The organism is uncultured Campylobacter sp. (genome assembly GCF_938030685.1).
Lineage (GTDB): Bacteria > Campylobacterota > Campylobacteria > Campylobacterales > Campylobacteraceae > Campylobacter_B.
Map to the genome: position 1 here is coordinate 1 of NZ_CALHHX010000124.1, position 15,334 is coordinate 15,334.

Annotated in this window: 13 protein-coding genes; 2 read left to right on the top strand and 11 right to left on the bottom strand. The window is 47.7% G+C overall.

From position 1 onward, the window contains the following. From Q0369_RS05835 to Q0369_RS05885, 11 genes are all read right to left on the bottom strand, one after another. Positions 1–1,175: saccharopine dehydrogenase family protein (locus Q0369_RS05835; protein WP_298097266.1), on the bottom strand; the 1,175-nt coding region annotated here is incomplete at its 3' end. Between the two features lie 350 nt (positions 1,176–1,525). After that, positions 1,526–1,699: a DUF2892 domain-containing protein gene (locus Q0369_RS05840; RefSeq protein ID WP_002952890.1), complete on the bottom strand. Its 174-nt coding sequence runs from the start codon at positions 1,697–1,699 to the stop codon at positions 1,526–1,528. 502 nt (positions 1,700–2,201) lie between these two features. Beyond that, positions 2,202–2,687 carry a hypothetical protein gene (locus Q0369_RS05845; RefSeq protein ID WP_295151131.1) on the bottom strand — a complete coding sequence of 162 codons (486 nt, stop codon included), beginning with the start codon at positions 2,685–2,687 and terminating at the stop codon, positions 2,202–2,204. A 42-nt stretch (positions 2,688–2,729) separates the two neighbouring features. Continuing rightward, complete coding sequence (locus Q0369_RS05850; protein ID WP_298097271.1) at positions 2,730–3,359, bottom strand: LysE/ArgO family amino acid transporter; 630 nt, start codon at positions 3,357–3,359, stop codon at positions 2,730–2,732. 12 nt (positions 3,360–3,371) lie between these two features. Next, a complete protein-coding gene (locus Q0369_RS05855; RefSeq protein WP_298097274.1) occupies positions 3,372–4,295 on the bottom strand; it encodes a hypothetical protein in 924 nt (307 codons plus the stop codon). Beyond that, positions 4,292–4,909: a hypothetical protein gene (locus Q0369_RS05860; RefSeq protein WP_298097277.1), complete on the bottom strand. Its 618-nt coding sequence runs from the start codon at positions 4,907–4,909 to the stop codon at positions 4,292–4,294. Before Q0369_RS05860 ends, Q0369_RS05855 begins: the two co-directional genes overlap by 4 nt. Before the next feature lie 241 nt (positions 4,910–5,150). After that, on the bottom strand, positions 5,151–5,708 hold the full coding sequence (fdh3B, locus tag Q0369_RS05865) for a formate dehydrogenase FDH3 subunit beta (RefSeq protein WP_297924332.1): 558 nt from the start codon (positions 5,706–5,708) through the stop codon (positions 5,151–5,153). A gap of 9 nt (positions 5,709–5,717) precedes the next feature. Next, on the bottom strand, positions 5,718–8,639 hold the full coding sequence (locus tag Q0369_RS05870) for a formate dehydrogenase subunit alpha (protein ID WP_298097281.1): 2,922 nt from the start codon (positions 8,637–8,639) through the stop codon (positions 5,718–5,720). A gap of 10 nt (positions 8,640–8,649) precedes the next feature. After that, positions 8,650–8,847, bottom strand: a complete 198-nt coding sequence (locus Q0369_RS05875; RefSeq protein WP_298028524.1) for a twin-arginine translocation signal domain-containing protein — start codon at positions 8,845–8,847, stop codon at positions 8,650–8,652. Between the two features lie 252 nt (positions 8,848–9,099). Next, on the bottom strand, positions 9,100–9,969 hold the full coding sequence (locus Q0369_RS05880) for a molecular chaperone TorD family protein (protein WP_298097284.1): 870 nt from the start codon (positions 9,967–9,969) through the stop codon (positions 9,100–9,102). Further along, entirely contained in the window at positions 9,969–11,651 is a 1,683-nt protein-coding gene (locus Q0369_RS05885; RefSeq protein ID WP_298097287.1) for a 4Fe-4S dicluster domain-containing protein, read from the bottom strand. The genes Q0369_RS05880 and Q0369_RS05885 overlap by 1 nt, the downstream gene beginning before the upstream one ends. Positions 11,652–11,817: 166 nt before the next feature. Here Q0369_RS05885 and selA point away from each other — a divergent pair, with 166 nt between their 5' ends. Further along, entirely contained in the window at positions 11,818–13,416 is a 1,599-nt protein-coding gene (gene selA, locus Q0369_RS05890) for an L-seryl-tRNA(Sec) selenium transferase (RefSeq protein WP_298097290.1), read from the top strand. Continuing rightward, positions 13,409–15,229, top strand: a complete 1,821-nt coding sequence (gene selB / locus Q0369_RS05895; RefSeq protein ID WP_298097293.1) for a selenocysteine-specific translation elongation factor — start codon at positions 13,409–13,411, stop codon at positions 15,227–15,229. The genes selA and selB overlap by 8 nt, the downstream gene beginning before the upstream one ends. Positions 15,230–15,334: the final 105 nt, after the last annotated feature.

A 15,334-nucleotide genomic window follows, 5' to 3' on the forward strand; every position in this document is an offset into this window, starting at 1 on the left:
ATCTCCCACGGCAAGCCCTGCTTATTTAGCTCGTCCATGAAAGGCTTGGCGTCGAAATTTTCCATATTAAATACGCCTTTTCCGCTCCAGATGCCTTTTGCGACCATCATCGAGCCGATCATCGCAGGCACGCCTGTGGTGTAGCTAACGGCCTGCGCGCCCGTCTCTGCGTAGCAAGCCTCGTGGTCGCAGACGTTGTAGATATATACTTGGCGCTCTTTGCCGTCTTTGAGCCCGCGGATCACGCAGCCGATGTTTGTTTTACCCTTCGTACGAGGGCCTAGCGACGCAGGATCAGGCAGTAGAGTTTTTAGAAACTGTATCGGCACGATCTTGACGCCGTTGTGTTCTACCTCGTCGATGCGCAGCATGCCGACGTTTTCTAGGCATTTCATATGGGTTAGGTAGCTCTGCCCAAATGTCATGAAAAAGCGGATTCGCTTTAGCCCCTTGATGTTTTTAACAAGGCTTTCGAGCTCCTCGTGATAGAGCAGGTAACTATCTTTGACGCCCACTTTTGGGTAGTCCCATTTGAACATTATTTCCATCGGCTCGGTCTCTTTCCACTCGCCGCGCTCCCAGTAGCGGCCCTTTGCGCTCACTTCGCGCAGGTTGATTTCGGGGTTGAAATTCGTCGCAAACGGATAGCCGTGATCGCCCGCGTTGCAGTCTAGGATGTCGATCTCATGGATCTCGTCAAAGAGATTTTGCTGCGCGTAGGCGCAAAATACGTTCGTCACGCCCGGATCAAAGCCGCTTCCCAGCAGCGCCATCGTGTTTGCGGCTTTAAACTCGCCGTCCTTCGCCCATTGTAGTTTGTATTCAAATTTGGCGGCGCCCGGGTGCTCGTAGTTTGCGGTGTCGATGTATGGGATGCCGGCGCGAGAGCACGCATCCATGAGCGCTAGGTCTTGATACGGCAGCGCGACGTTTAGCAGTAGCTGCGCACCCGTTTTTTTGATTAAATTTACGACCGCGTCGGTGTCGTCCGCGTCGATCTGCGCGGTGTTTATTTGCACGCCAAGGCGGTCTTTTATAAATTTAGCGATCGCGTCGCACTTGCTTTTGGTGCGGCTTGCAAGGGTGATCTTGCTAAAAACGTCCGCGTTCATCGCGCATTTTACGGTCGCGACTTGGCTCACGCCGCCCGCGCCTATGATTAAGATATTTGACATTTGGGCTCCTTTAAATTTTAAATTTTGCTGCAATTTTAGCAAATTTAAGATGAATTTTAAGAGGCTAGGTGTAATTAATCATAGAGTTTGGTTGTAGCCGGGCGCGGCACGCACTAAAATTTTACGCGGATAGCAGCATGCCGATTGACGGCGGCACGAGATTAAATTTACCACATTAAATTTACCGCCTTGTATTGCACGATAAAATTTTAAGCTTTAAAGGGCTAGTTTAAATTTAACATCCCGCAGCGAAGCGCGGATAATTAAAATTTAAAGCCCCTCGCTTCGCCGCTAAAATTTATCGCGCTTATTTTCTCGGCGCACAGCAAAACCACATACTGCGGCTAAATTTAACGCTTTAGCGAACAGCGGTTTAAAAAGTAGCAAGCGGGACAAAATCCCGTGACGCCCACGATAAAGGGCACTAGTCCGATCAGCCCCCACCAGCTGCTAAACACGGCTCCGGCGATCATTATCGCTAGTCCGATCAGCGCTCTTATTATCCTAGTTTTCTTACTTAGCATTGCGTTTTCCTTTCTTTGTTTTTACATTTTGCACGTATTAATGCTTAAAATTTTTAAAGTAAGCAATGGCAGCAAACCGCCACCTAGCGTATCATCTTTGAGCTCGCCTTCCTATATACGCGCCTTGGTTAAATTCGGCTTCGTTTAATTATCTTTTCTTTTGCATAAAAGTGCGATCCAACAAAATTTATGTGCCTAAGAAATAAAATTTTATGCGAGCTCGACTTAAAATTTTAGCAAGCGTAAACAAGTCAGACTCGAACGCCGGTGGGCAGTAGGATAAAATTTGCGTATCGAAGGATAAAATTTACACGCAGCTTTAAATTTGGAATTACGATAAATTTTAACCGAGCAGAATTCTATCGTAGCAGAAAGTTTGTCTAAATTTAGCCCGCCGCGTATTTTTAGCGTTTAGATTTATGCACCTTGCAGCAAAGAAGCATAATGCGGACGTAATATTTACGATCGAAGAGGCACCTGATCTCACGCCGCACCGCTAAAATCAGATTTCGTAGCGATAAATCTTGCCGAAATTTTCATCCAGATTGTAGCTAAACTCACCGCCTGCGTAATAGATTGTCTCGCCGCTCTCCAGCTCGAAGCGCTGATAGACGCGCAGCACGACCTCGTTTTCGCTGATGCCTTGGACGTGGATAAAGATATCGCTCTTTCTGCCCGCGGTCATCGCCATCTGGTAGAGCTGATTAAATAGCGCGTATTCCGGATCTTTCTCGGCATCCTCTTGAGATAAAAAGCCCTCCAGCACGCCCAGCATCTCCGCGCGAAATTCCGTCCTGGCGCGCGCATAGGCGTTTTGGATATTTTCGATCTGGTTGGTATCGAGTAAATTTAAAAGCGAATGTTTGCCCACGTAAAGCGTCGCGCTCGATGTGATTTTGCCATCCTTGTCGGTCACTAGTCGCAGAGCTTTCTCTACGCGCCACAAGGCCTCTTTTAGTTCGAGCCCGCTTTCAATTTCAATTTTCATCATAGATCCTTTATCAAGAATGCGGAATTTTAGCGTGAAATTTTAAATTTTAAAGACAAACTTCGCGATCAGATACGCCATATACAGCATCAAAACTCCCACGAGCGCGTCGATTATGCGCCATGCTCTGCTGCTTGCAAAAAGCTTCGAAAGCGCCCGCGAGCCGTAGCCCAAGCCGAAAAACCACGCAAACGATACGAACATAACTCCCACGTAAAACCACGGCTTTTGTGCATCTGCGATCGTAGCGCCGAGCGAACCCACGACCACGACGGTGTCTAAATACACATGCGGATTTAAAAGCGTAACCGCAAGGGCTTTGGCTACGACGGGCGCTAGCGGGCTATTTGCCGAGTTTTGGATCTTGGCAAAATGCGAGCCCTTGTAGGCGCTAAAAAACGAGCTTAGCGCGTAGCAGAGCAGAAATATGATCCCGCCTATGCTTAAAATTTGGGTAAGAAACGAGCCCTGCTTAAGGGTGCCGCCAATTAAAAATATCCCTACGGCCGTAAATACGGCATCGCTTAGCGCGCAGACCGTGCAAACCGCCGCGACGTGGTTTTTTGCAAGACCTTGGGAGATGACGAAGATATTTTGCGCGCCAATCGCGACGATGAGCGAGAGCATCAGCGCGGCTCCTTGCAAGAAAATTCCGATCGGCAAGGAGTTCAAGACCGCGCCTGCCTACTTATTTTTACTTTCGCAGGCGGAGCTTTGCATCGCGGCATCGGCGGTATCGGAGTCAGCTACCGCCGTACTTTCGGGCGCAGCGCCAGGCTCATTATCGCCCGCGGAAATTTTAGGCGCGGGATTCTCGGCGCCTGTGAAATTTTCACCCGCAGCGGCATTATTTGAAGAAACTGTATTATTCGGCGCGGCGGAGCTTTGTTTGTTTAAATTTGAAGCGCCCTTCAAATTCTGCGCGCCGTTTGAATCGGCGGCGCCATTAGAATTTTGCGCGGCGAAATCCTGCGCCACGCCGAAATTCTGCGCGCCTAAATTTTCATCTAAATTTTGTGCGCCGCTGGAATTTTGCGAAGCGGAATTCTCATCGCGGAGGTTTTTAGCTTCAAAATTTTTAGCGCTACTCGCGCTTTTTTTAGAACTCTTAGCGCCCTTGCGAGTCTTTGGAGCGGCTTGCTCTTCCTCAGAGCTTTGCGAAAGACCCGCTTTTTCGCGTAAAATTTTGCTCAGCTCGTAGATTGAAATTTCAAACGAGCCCGGCAGCGTGGCCTCCGTGTCGCTGTAAAATCGTAAAAAATTAAAGCGGTCCTGCGCCTGCGGCATTTTTTTGAATACAAAATTTAAAAGCTCCGTTTTGTTTCTGCCTGCGACGAAGGTTTTGGTGCCTAAATTTGCGATATCTTTGTATTCGAAGCTCTCGGAATTTGCGCCGCGCACGATCGTAAAAGCATCCTCGCCGATCTGCAAATAATTTTTAGCGCCAAGTCTGAGCGCGCAAAAAAACGCGCAAAATGCCGCCACTACGGAAGCAAAAAGCGCCGCGCCGCCAAAGCCCGCGTGGTAGCAATATCCGCTAGCAAGCGCCAAAATCGCCGACCCCGCCAGCGTCATCGCTACGGGCTTTTTATTCTCTTTTACTATCATCTTCCCTGCTTAATCAGTTGTCTAATATATTCGTAAATTTTAAAATTTAGCGCATCCATTACCGAGTCTTTAGAGCCTGGATTTTTGATACTTTGGTAATTGAGATTAGTTACGTAATCCTTCCAAGCGCCTTTGTTTTTAACGCTTATGTAGAGGCTAATCTGCGAGTCGTAGAAATAATCTCTGTAATAATCGTCGTCGTCCCAAGGATCATAACCAAACGGCATCCCCCAGCCCACGCCCACGCCCGTATATCTGTAATATCTGCCAAATCCCATACCGAAGCTAAATCTCGGATTATCCCACGATCTACGCGAAAAATCCGCCTTGCGGAAGTAGTTGAGATTGCCGCCGATTTGGACGTTCGCCGCGCTTTTATTTACGACCTTAAATCCGTCCATGCGCAGATGCTGGATCATTACTTGGGTTAAATTTGAATCCGTCGTAGAGGTATTGGTGAAATTTACGCTTATGAGCTTATCCTGCGGAAATTCCATAATGTGAAGCGGCTCGGAAGTGCGCACAATACCGCTATTTACGGGCACGTTTTTAGAGCAACCTGTAAAAATCAAAAACGCCGAAATGACCAAAAAAAGTGAAATTTTATTTTTCAAGACGGATCCTTTCGCTTAAGATTTCAAATCCTAAATTTGAGTGATTGTAGCATAAATTTAAAATTTTAATGTCAGTAAGGAGTGATTTTTTGAAATAATATAACGATCGATACGCAGGAGCGGAGATTTTCAAATAAAATTTCGCGCCGAGCGACCGCTAAATTTAAAGCCGTCGCTCGGTTGAAATTTCTGCGAAAAGAGACGGAATTTTAAAACCGGAGGAGTTTAAAATTCCACAATCTTATAGGCTCACGCCGCGCGTAAGTACGCGCTTGCGATAAACCTCCGAAACTCTGCTCGCGTCGCCCACGATTAGAGCGTTCGTGCAACAGATCGCCGCACAAATCGGAACCTTGCCCTCTGCGATGCGGTTTTGGCCGTATTTATGTAGCTCTTCGTGCGAAAACGTAGGCTCCGGTCCACCCGCGCACATAGTACACTTATCCATCGCACCTTTAATACCGAAAGCTCCGTCTCTAGGGAATTGCGGAGCGCCGAACGGACACGCGTAGAGGCAATATCCACAGCCGATACATTTATCTTTGTCGTGTAAAACGACGCCGTCGGTTCTGATATAGAAGCATTGAACCGGACAAACCTGCGCGCAAGGCGCATCGGTGCAGTGTTGGCAAGCGATAGAGCTTGAAACCTCCTGCCCCTCTATGCCCTCGTTTAAAGTGATGACCTTGCGCCTATTGATCTGCACGGGAACCTCGTGCGCCGAGCTGCAGGCTACCTGGCAACCATAGCAAGCGATGCAACGCTCGACATCGACGTAAAATTTTAATCTTGCCGGCATTTTATCTCCTTATGCTCTTTCTAGTCTGCAAAGACCGGCGTTAAATTCCGAAATTTGCGTATTTATGTCAAAGCCGTAGTTGGTAATCGTATTTGAGCTCTCGCCTCTGATATATGGCTTAGTACCCTCAGGATAGCGCTCGCTTAGATCCTCGCCCTGAAAAATTCCCGCGAAGTTATACGGCATAACAATACGATCAGGCGTAACGGCGTGCGAATAGATGCACTTGACTTTGATCTTCGTGCCTTGCGGCGAATGAATCCACATCATCTCACCATCTTTGATACCTTTATCAGCGGCAAGCTTAGGATTTACGTGCGCAAACATCTCCGGAGTAATCGCTGAAAGATACTTGCTCGTGCGCTCAATCATGCCCGCACCGCTTAAATTTACAAGCCTTAACGAGCTTACGATAGTAGGGAAGTCCTTGCTCCAATCCTGCTTTTTCTGCTCGGAGATAAATCTCGTAAAGACGCGGAAATTTCGTTTTTGATCCGCAAAGGTCGGATATTTCTCTACCAAATCCCATCTAGGCGAGTGAATCGGTTCGCGATGCTTTGGAATTTGATCCGCAAACTGCCAAACCTTGGCTCTGGCTCTTGCGTTTCCGCAAGGACAAATTCCAAACTCGCGACATTTTTTGGCGATAATGCCGCTATAATCTGTGCTCCACGTAGGCCCCATCTTGGCTTTCTCTTCCTCGTTTAGCGTGATGCCTAAAACCTGCTCGATATTTGCCTTGGTAATCTCTGCATGACCGCCTTGAATTTTTGATCCCGGAAGAGTAATGCTCTCGTCGGCTAGCTGCGAAACGCCGTCGTGTTCTAAGCCGAAGCGGTTTCTAAATCCCATACCGCCGTCGGCATAAGGCTTAGTTACGTCGTAAAGAATCGGCGTGCCCGGGTGTTGCGTATCCCAGCAAGGCCATGGAAGCCCGTAATATTCGCCCTCGACCTCGCCACCTATGCCGCGCAAAGTATCGGGATCAAATAGATGCCAGTTCTTCTGCTGTCTGCGAAATCTAGCTGCGGTGCGTCCGTTATTTCCAATACTTTGAGTATTGCGTGCAATCTCATCGGTAGCGTCGTCAGGCCAAACAAAATCGTCTTTAACCTGCTTAAGCTCGCCATCAACGATGCCCATCTTCATGCCGCGAACGTATTCGTCGTAAAAGCCGAATTTTTTCGCGAATAAAAACATTACTTCTTGATCCTCTTTGCTCTCAAATAGCGGCTTAACGATCTGAGTTCTCCACTGACCGCTACGGTTTGTAGCGCTTAGATGACCTTCGCTTTCAAACTGCGTAGCTACCGGCAAAACATAAATTCCATCCGGTCTATCGTTTAGAATCGCTACTTCGTTTAAGAACGGCTCGGCGACTACCAGCATATCGATCTTACCTAATGCTTCTTGAGTCTCGCGAACATGAGCCATAGAAGTAATTCCTGTGCCTTGCACCCAAAGAACGCGGACATTGCCACTACTTAAAACGGGCTCGTTCTTCAAAACGCCCTGCCACCATTTAGATAGCGAAAAGCCCTTTTCGTTGCGCCAGTTTATCACGTCTTGCTCGATGCTCGGATCGTAGTGAAAATACTCGGTAAAATTCGTACCAGGCACTTTTTCACCCTGCTTTTCGTGCGGCTGCTTAGTAGAGACGGCAAATCTTTTAATAAACTGCTCGTAATCTACGCCCCAGCCCTTGCAGAAGTGCTTCCAGGCGTTATCGGCTAACCCATAATATGCAGGCAAGCTATCGGAGAGATTGCACATATCGGTAGCGCCCTGAACATTATCATGGCCTCTAAGGATGTTGCAGCCGCCGCCCGGCTTGCCCATATTGCCTAGTATGAGCTGCAAAAGAGCCAAAATTCTAGTATTTGAGCTACCGATCGAGTGCTGCGTGATACCGAGCGCCCAGCATAAAGTAGCGGGCTTTGTGGTAGCGAACATCCTCGTAAATTCTATTAGCTCCTCTTCTTTGCAGCCGGTGACATTGGCTACCTCTTTAGGATCCCACTTCTCAGCTTCGGCTCTAATCTCCTCTACAGCGTAGGTTCTGGTTTTTATTAGCTCCTTATCTTCCCAGCCGTTTTTAAAGATTAGATGCAGCATTCCGTACACAAACGCTATATCAGTTCCCGGACGAATTCTAATATACATATCGGCCTTAGCCGCAGTTCTAGTAAAATTTGGATCGACGACGACGATTTTTGCGCCATTTCTATCGCGAGCTTGAAGAGCATGCTTCATAGCCCCCACGGGATTTGCAACCGCGGAATTCGCACCTATGAAAAGGATCATTTTAGAATTTTTCGCCATATCACCTACGTGATTTGTCATAGCTCCATAACCCCAAGTATTCGCCACACCGGCGACTGTTGCGCTATGTCAAATTCTAGCTACGTGGTCGTTGCTGTTCGTACCCCAAAAGGCTGCAAATTTTCTAAAATAATATGCCTGCTCGTTGCAAAATTTAGCCGAACCCAGAAATACCACACTATCTGGACCGTCCTCTTTGCGGACTTGAAGCATTTTATCGCCGATTTCGTTAACGGCTTGCTCCCAACTTATGCGCTCCCACTTGCCACCAACCTTTTTGAGCGGGTATTTAAGACGCATTTTAGATTTGGTTAGATCGATTTGATCGATTCCCTTACAGCAGTGACTGCCCTGCGAGATCGGGTGATCTACTGCCATATCTTGGCGAATCCAGGTATTGGTGCTCTCATCCACTTGAGCCTCGATACCGCAGCCTACGGAACAGATCGAACATATCGTTCGCTTCATAACGGAACCTGGAAATGGGTTTTTGATCTCTTGCTCAGTAGCGGCTCTTAGCGTATTATTTTCGCCAAACGCAGCTACGCTGCTCGCTCCTAAAGCGGCGAGTTTCAAAAACGATCTCCTTCCGATCGCATTCTCACTCATGAAAATTCTCCTAGTAAGCTACTTTATAGTATTTTTTCCACGCTTCACTCTCCCAGTAAAGCACCTCTTTTTTCGGCGATTTGCCACGAACGGTATCGCCGTAATCCTGCTCATTTTTTGCTAGAGCCTGAGATGCGGCAATGCCCACGGCACCTACTGCGCCGATTTTTAGAGATTTTTTAAGAAAATCCCTGCGTTTGTTCTCCATGATTTTCCTTTGTGAAGAAATCGCTTTAAATCTTTTATTGTAGTAACGCCTGTTACAGGATTTAAGTCTAGTGAATTATAACGAAAAGGCAGTGAGATGGAAATTAAATTTTAAGTTACTTTTTAAATTTTATTTAAAATTCAAAATATAAAGTTCTAACTAAAAAACTACTCGCAAAACTAGAGTTTGCGAGTTTAAAATTTAACCGAAATTCTGCTTTTGCGTTAAGATTTCGGTTAAAAATTTTATTTATCAATCCAGATCAAAAATATCTTCCGGATTGGTAAATTTATTTTGATAGCCACCTTTTTTGATCGCTTCTTTAACGACGCTGCGATCTTTCTTTTGCGGAGCGGCAAGCGCTAAAAGCGAGCGCTCAAGCGCAAAAAAGCTTCTCATTAGTGCGCCTAATGATTTGAAAAAATCCGCCCGCACATGCCCGCACAAAAGCTCGCTAAACTCATCCACAAAGCTATTGGTGACATTCGTAAAAAGCTCTAACGCCAGCGCTTCACCGTCTTGCGCGCCGACGAAATTTTTAGCGCATTGCGAGTTCGCAGCATTTTTGCCATTCTGCGAGTCCGTAAAATTTTTACTGCCATGCAAACCTGCAGAATTTTTTCCGTCTTGCGCCGTCAAGCTCGCGCTATTCGTAAAATTTTGCTCATTTGCCACGGAATTTTGTCCGTTTAAAACCGCGCTGTGTTTTGCAGCCGCGTCGCGCAGCAGAGTCGAATGCAGGTAAAAAATAAATCCCACATAGTCCTCGCACTCTTTGCAAAGCTCCATATTGCGGCGAAATTTACTCTTTTTTAGCACGTCGATTACCGCGACACGCATACGCCCATCGTCGCGTCCTTCGTCGTAGAAGCTCGCACTCATCGGCACATTGGCGTATGAAAAATCAAAAAGTACGGAATTTTGCTCGCTTTTAAACGCTGCAAAATCGAATTTCGCCAAATTTTGAAATTCCGCCTCATCGCTAGGCACAATGGGCGAGCTGCGTAAAAACTCCAGCTGCTCCTTCCAACGCTTAAATTTCGCATCCGTTTCATAGAAAAAAAACGGAATTGCAAAAAATTCGTAGTAGTAGCTTCTTGCTTGAAGTAGATTCGCATCCATTACATTGCCCCTTTTCTAGCATCTTCTATCTGCTTTTTTATCATTATTTTCGCCTTGCAATCGCCGCAGCAAAAAAGAGTCTTCATCTTTTCAGGCTCGTTTGCAAAATGCGCACCCATCATATCCGCGATCTTCATCACGGCTTTGCTCGTCGCAAATTCCTTACCGCACTCGATGCATTTAAAAAGCTCGTCTTTTGCTAGCATTTTGTAATTAAAAAATCCAGGCTCAAGCTCCACGCCGCAAGGCTGAAGCTCGATCGTATCCTTTTCGGCGCAGCTTAACACGCAGTAGTTGCATGTCGTGCAAAGCGAAGCGTTGAGCTTAATCGAATTGTCGCTGTTATCGGCATACAGCGCGCCGGTATTACAGGCACCCACGCAGCTAAGGCATAGCGTGCAGCTTGCTTCGTTTATGTTTACTTTGCCAAATTTTAGCAACTCTCCACTTTTTACGGCGCCGAAGCTGCCCTCGCCAACCATTGCGCTTACGCGTTTGGAAAAAATTTCTTTCTTGCTAAGGCCCTGCTCGTTTAGGCTAAACGCCCACAGCTGAGAACTTTGCGCCTGCTTTAGCGCCTCTTGTAGCTCGATTAAATTTCGCGCTAAAAATACCGCGTCCTTGCCGTAGATCGCGCGCGAAATTCCATTGATAAGCTCCACCGCTTCGCGCGTGCTCTCGCCCACGTCTGCGCCGTAAACGATCACGCTCGAGCCGCTTTCCTGCATCGCGCTTAGCAAATTTGCCTCATCTATTTGCTTGCTTCCAAAAATTCCAAACGGTAACACGCCGCACGGAAGCTGCACTGCAGGTGCGGATGCGATTTCGCTCTCTGCGATGAGAAGCGGAATTTTGCCTGCATAGAGCTTTGCGATCTCGCCAAATACTCTTTGGGGCAGCTTGGCAAATTTCAGCGCGCCGCTAGGACAGACGCTCACGCACGCGCCGCAACCGATGCAGTCGATATGCGAAAATACTAACTCGCGCTTTTCGTCGTTTTTCAAAATCGCCACTGTGGGGCAAATCTCCGCGCATGGCGCTCGCAGCTCATTTCGCCTACCTTGATACTGGCAAATCGCAGGATCGAAGATCGTGGAATTCTTATAATGATAAACCGGGCTTTTGGAATTTAAAATTTCTAAAATTTCATCGTCTTTTAGCCCCGAAATCTCGTAGCAGCCGCTTTGTCGCAATTGATAGGGCGCCGCGCCGCTAATCAAGAAAAAATCCGCCTCAGTCTCAACCTCATCCCGCTCGCTTAAAATCGTAACCGCAAGATCGCCAATCTCGCCATAGACGAACTTTATCTCAGCCCTGCTTAACACGATCACCTTAAATCCGTGCTGCCTAAGTAGCTCCACAAGCTCCTCTCGTGGCTCATCACAGGCAAGAATCACGTTTTTGCCGACGGGCTTTTGATAGTCGCTATCTAGCGCACCGTCGAAGGCGATATCTTTGGCGCGATACAAAATATCTACGTTTTTAGCGATTTGTAGCGGCTCATCTGCGGAATTTTCTATATAAAAATTTATCTCGGGCGCATAAATTTGCGCTTTTAGTTTCGGCGAATTGGCAACGATAAATTCCTCATTTTTCGCCTCCTCTTCATCGCCGCGAATTTCGATATCGTCGCTTAAGACGACATCCTTTAGCCCCGCGGCGTAAAATCCATGTTCTTTCATAATCTATCCTAAATTGATAATTAGGCGGGTTTTACTCTTATTTTCTAAACAGCTTTTAAATTCTGCACTTAAAGTAAATCGAATTTAAATTAATAATTCTATAGATAAAGCAAAATCAAAGCTTTAAATGATAAAATCGCCTAAATTTTAAGGCATCGGGGTCGCAATGCAACGAATCAAACTACCCAAAATCGACAAAATCGCAAACGCGCAGGAGTTTCAAAACTGCCTCCGCCCGCAAATCATCAAAATCGCGCAAGAGCTCATCGGGCAGGAGCGCGAAAAGGCGCTGCAAGGAGGCGAGCTCGCAAGCGAAAGCGAGATCATCGCGCGCATCAAATCGCGCTACGAAAAATTTCAAAACTTAAGCCTTAAGCCGCTTATCAACGCAACCGGCGTCGTGCTACACACAAACCTCGGCCGCAGCGTCATTGGCGCCGAAATTTTAGCCCGCGCGCAAAAGATCATCACCTCGTATTCAAATTTAGAATACGACCTATCAGAAGGCGCGCGCGGCAATAGATACGACTACATAGCGCTTTTGTGTAGCGAGCTCTTCGGCGCGCAGGACGCACTCGTGGTCAACAATAACGCTGCGGCGGTCTTTTTGGTGCTAAATACCTTCGCGCGCGGACGCGAAGTCGTGGTAAGCCGCGGCGAGCTAGTAGAGATCGGCGGGAGCTTTCGAGTAAGCGAAGTGATGGCAAACTCTGGCGCAAAGCTCACAGAGATCGGCACTACGAACAAAACCAAGCCGGACGATTACGAAGAAGCGATCAATGAAAATACGGCGATCTTGATGAAGGTGCACCGCTCAAATTTTAAAATTTCGGGCTTTAGCTCGAGCGTAAGCGCTGCGGAAGTTGCGGCTCTCGCACGTCGCGCCTCACAGGCAAAAAGAGAATTTTTAGCACTTAGAGCGGCAAGCTTTAAAAATTTAGCAGATCTTTGCGGCGGCTCTTCGGACACGGACGGCGAAATTTTAAATTCTGCGCCGAATGGTTTAAGCTTAGCGGCAGGCTCTGCGAATGCTCTAAATTTAAATAGCGGCGAGCCGTCCGTAAATAGCGAGCGTTTTTATGAAGGCGGCGAGAGCGAAATTTCTAAAATTTACCCCGCAAAATTTAGCATGAAAAAAGCAGAAAACTTTAACGAGATCATCGATTATTACGATCTTGGAAGCGGCTACGTAAGCGAGCTGGGATTTGGGCTAAGCAAAAGCGAGCCATCTATTTTTGAGCTTTTAAAAAGCGGCGTGCGGCTGCTTAGCTTTAGCGGCGACAAGCTCTTCGGCTCCGTGCAGTGCGGCATCATCCTAGGGGATCGCAAGCTTATCACGCGCCTGCGCAAAAACCAGCTACTGCGAATGCTGCGCGTGGACAAGATCACGCTAAGCCTGCTTGCCGAGACGATCAAGGCGTATATAAATAAAGAATTTCACCTCATCACGACGATAGATCAGATCCATCTAAGCCTGGACGAGCTGCGTGAGCGAGCGGAGCTAGTGCGATCGCGCATCGGCGTAAAATCGCAGATCGTGCCTACTACCACCTTCGTAGGCGGCGGCACGATGCCCGGCGCCTCATACCCTAGCGTCGCGCTTGCGATACTTGACGGCGCAGATCCACAGAGCACGCAGGCAAAATTTCGCGCTGCGGGTATAATCGGGCGGATCGAGGATGATAAATTTTTGCTCGATTTCAGATCGATTTTAAAAAGCGACTTGCAAGATTTAATAAAAAAGATCGGAGAAATTTATGAATAGCGTAATCATCGGCACCGCAGGCCATATCGATCACGGAAAGACTGCGTTAATCAAGGCGCTAAACGGCTTTGAAGGGGACCGGATGCCGAGCGAAAAGCAGCGCGGCATCACGATCGATCTTAGCTTTTCGCATCTGCGCTCGGGGGATACCAACGTCGCTTTCATCGACGTTCCGGGGCATGAAAATCTAGTAAAGACGATGATTAGCGGCGCGTATGCCTTCGACGCTGCGATGCTGGTAGTCGCTGCGGACGACGGGCTGATGCCGCAAAGCCGCGAGCATATTCAAATTTTATCGCTGCTCGGGGTAAAAAGCGTGATTTTGTGTATCAGCAAGTGCGATCTTGCTGACGACGCGCGCAAGGCGGAGGTCGCGGCGCAGTGCAAGGAATACATCAGTAAATTTAAGGATTTGCAAATTTTAAACACCTTTTTTATCAGCATCAAGGATCCCGCAAGCATCGCCGAGCTGAAAAATTATCTCTTTAATATCAAGCCCGCGCAGCGCCAAGGAGGCGGCGTGGTGCACTACTACATCGACCGCGTCTTTTCGCTAAAAGGACTCGGCACCATCGTAACGGGCAGCCTCATTAACGGCGCGATTTCAAAGGGCGAGAAGCTTTATAATTGCGATCTGGGTAAAATTTTTAACGTCAAAAGCGTGCAGATCCACGACGAGGACACGCCGCTAGCGCAGGCTCCAAACCGCGTCGCGCTGAGCTTGGACGCCAAAACGAGCGAGCTGCAAAAGGGGCAAATCCTAAGCAAAAAGGGGTTTTTCCGCGGCTTTAACGAAGCCGACTGCACCTTTAGCGGCGAAATTTCGCATAATCAAGACATGCTATTTTGCGTCGGAAGTAAGCAAAGCGCGGCAAAAGCGCTCATTTTAAAGGAACTTCCAAGCGGCGAGAAGCTCGTAAGCTTTAAATTTGACAAAACGATGTTTTTGAAATTCAATGAGCCCTTCGTATGCTTGGCAAACTCGCGCGTAATCGGCGGCGGGCGCGTGCTAAACGCCGTGGTCGAGCCGCTAAAAAAGCAGAGCAAAGCCGTGCTTCTAACCGCGCTTTTGAAGCGAAATTTCACCGAGGCGTTTAAAATTCTAAGCGGCTTTCACAAGCATGGATTCGGGCTATTTTCGGCGTATCAGCGCTTCGGGATGGAGTACGACGAAGCGGTAAAGATCGCGCGCGGCTTAGAAGGGACGTATTTTGACGAGGCAAATTTATGCGTTTACGATCTAAGTGCGATCGAGGACGTAAAAAATCTCATAAAATTTATCGTCTCAAAAAACGACTACGCGATCTTTTCGCCCGCCTCGATCGCTCTAAAGCTCTCGTGGGCTAGCGAAGAGCTCGCCGCGCGCGCGCTTAGCGAGCTTGAGCGAGGCAGCATCGTCTCCAAAAAGGGCGGAGTTTACGTAAAATCGGGGGTAGATTTTGACGCACTCAAACAGAGCCTGGAGAGTAAAATTTTTGATCTCATTAAAAAAGGCGGCATAGCGCCTCTCGCGCCCTATAACGTATATGACGAGCTGGAGATCGACCGCAGTAGCGGCGATGACGCGCTAAAGAAGCTAACCTACGCCAAAAAAGTCGTCCGTCTCGCGCACAATCTCTTCGTCGAGACTGAAAATTTAGCCCTGGCGATCAAGCGCCTCTACGCGATCATCGAAAAAGAGGGCTTCGTAAACGTCACGAACGCCAAAGAGGAGCTGGGGCTTAGCAGGAAATTCGTAATCTGCTACCTCGAGTACCTAGATAAAATGGGAAATATCGTGACGATCGACAATAAACGCTATTTGAAAAAGTAAAAATTTAAAATTTTGCACTACAATGCGCAGAATTTTTTGCAAAGGAAAAAAATGAAAAAAGCTATTTTAACTTCAGTTGCGCTCGCAGCGAGCCTAAACGCGGCT

What these genes read in the sequence shown, in the direction of transcription:
- Q0369_RS05840 (WP_002952890.1), bottom strand. Translation starts at nt 1,699, where the DNA reads ATGCTAAGTAAGAAAACTAGGATAATAAGAGCGCTGATCGGACTAGCG.
- Q0369_RS05845 (WP_295151131.1), bottom strand. Translation starts at nt 2,687, where the DNA reads ATGAAAATTGAAATTGAAAGCGGGCTCGAACTAAAAGAGGCCTTGTGG.
- Q0369_RS05855 (WP_298097274.1), bottom strand. Translation starts at nt 4,295, where the DNA reads ATGATAGTAAAAGAGAATAAAAAGCCCGTAGCGATGACGCTGGCGGGG.
- fdh3B (WP_297924332.1), bottom strand. Translation starts at nt 5,708, where the DNA reads ATGCCGGCAAGATTAAAATTTTACGTCGATGTCGAGCGTTGCATCGCT.
- Q0369_RS05875 (WP_298028524.1), bottom strand. Translation starts at nt 8,847, where the DNA reads ATGGAGAACAAACGCAGGGATTTTCTTAAAAAATCTCTAAAAATCGGC.
- Q0369_RS05880 (WP_298097284.1), bottom strand. Translation starts at nt 9,969, where the DNA reads ATGGATGCGAATCTACTTCAAGCAAGAAGCTACTACTACGAATTTTTT.
- Q0369_RS05885 (WP_298097287.1), bottom strand. Translation starts at nt 11,651, where the DNA reads ATGAAAGAACATGGATTTTACGCCGCGGGGCTAAAGGATGTCGTCTTA.
- selA (WP_298097290.1), top strand. Translation starts at nt 11,818, where the DNA reads ATGCAACGAATCAAACTACCCAAAATCGACAAAATCGCAAACGCGCAG.
- selB (WP_298097293.1), top strand. Translation starts at nt 13,409, where the DNA reads ATGAATAGCGTAATCATCGGCACCGCAGGCCATATCGATCACGGAAAG.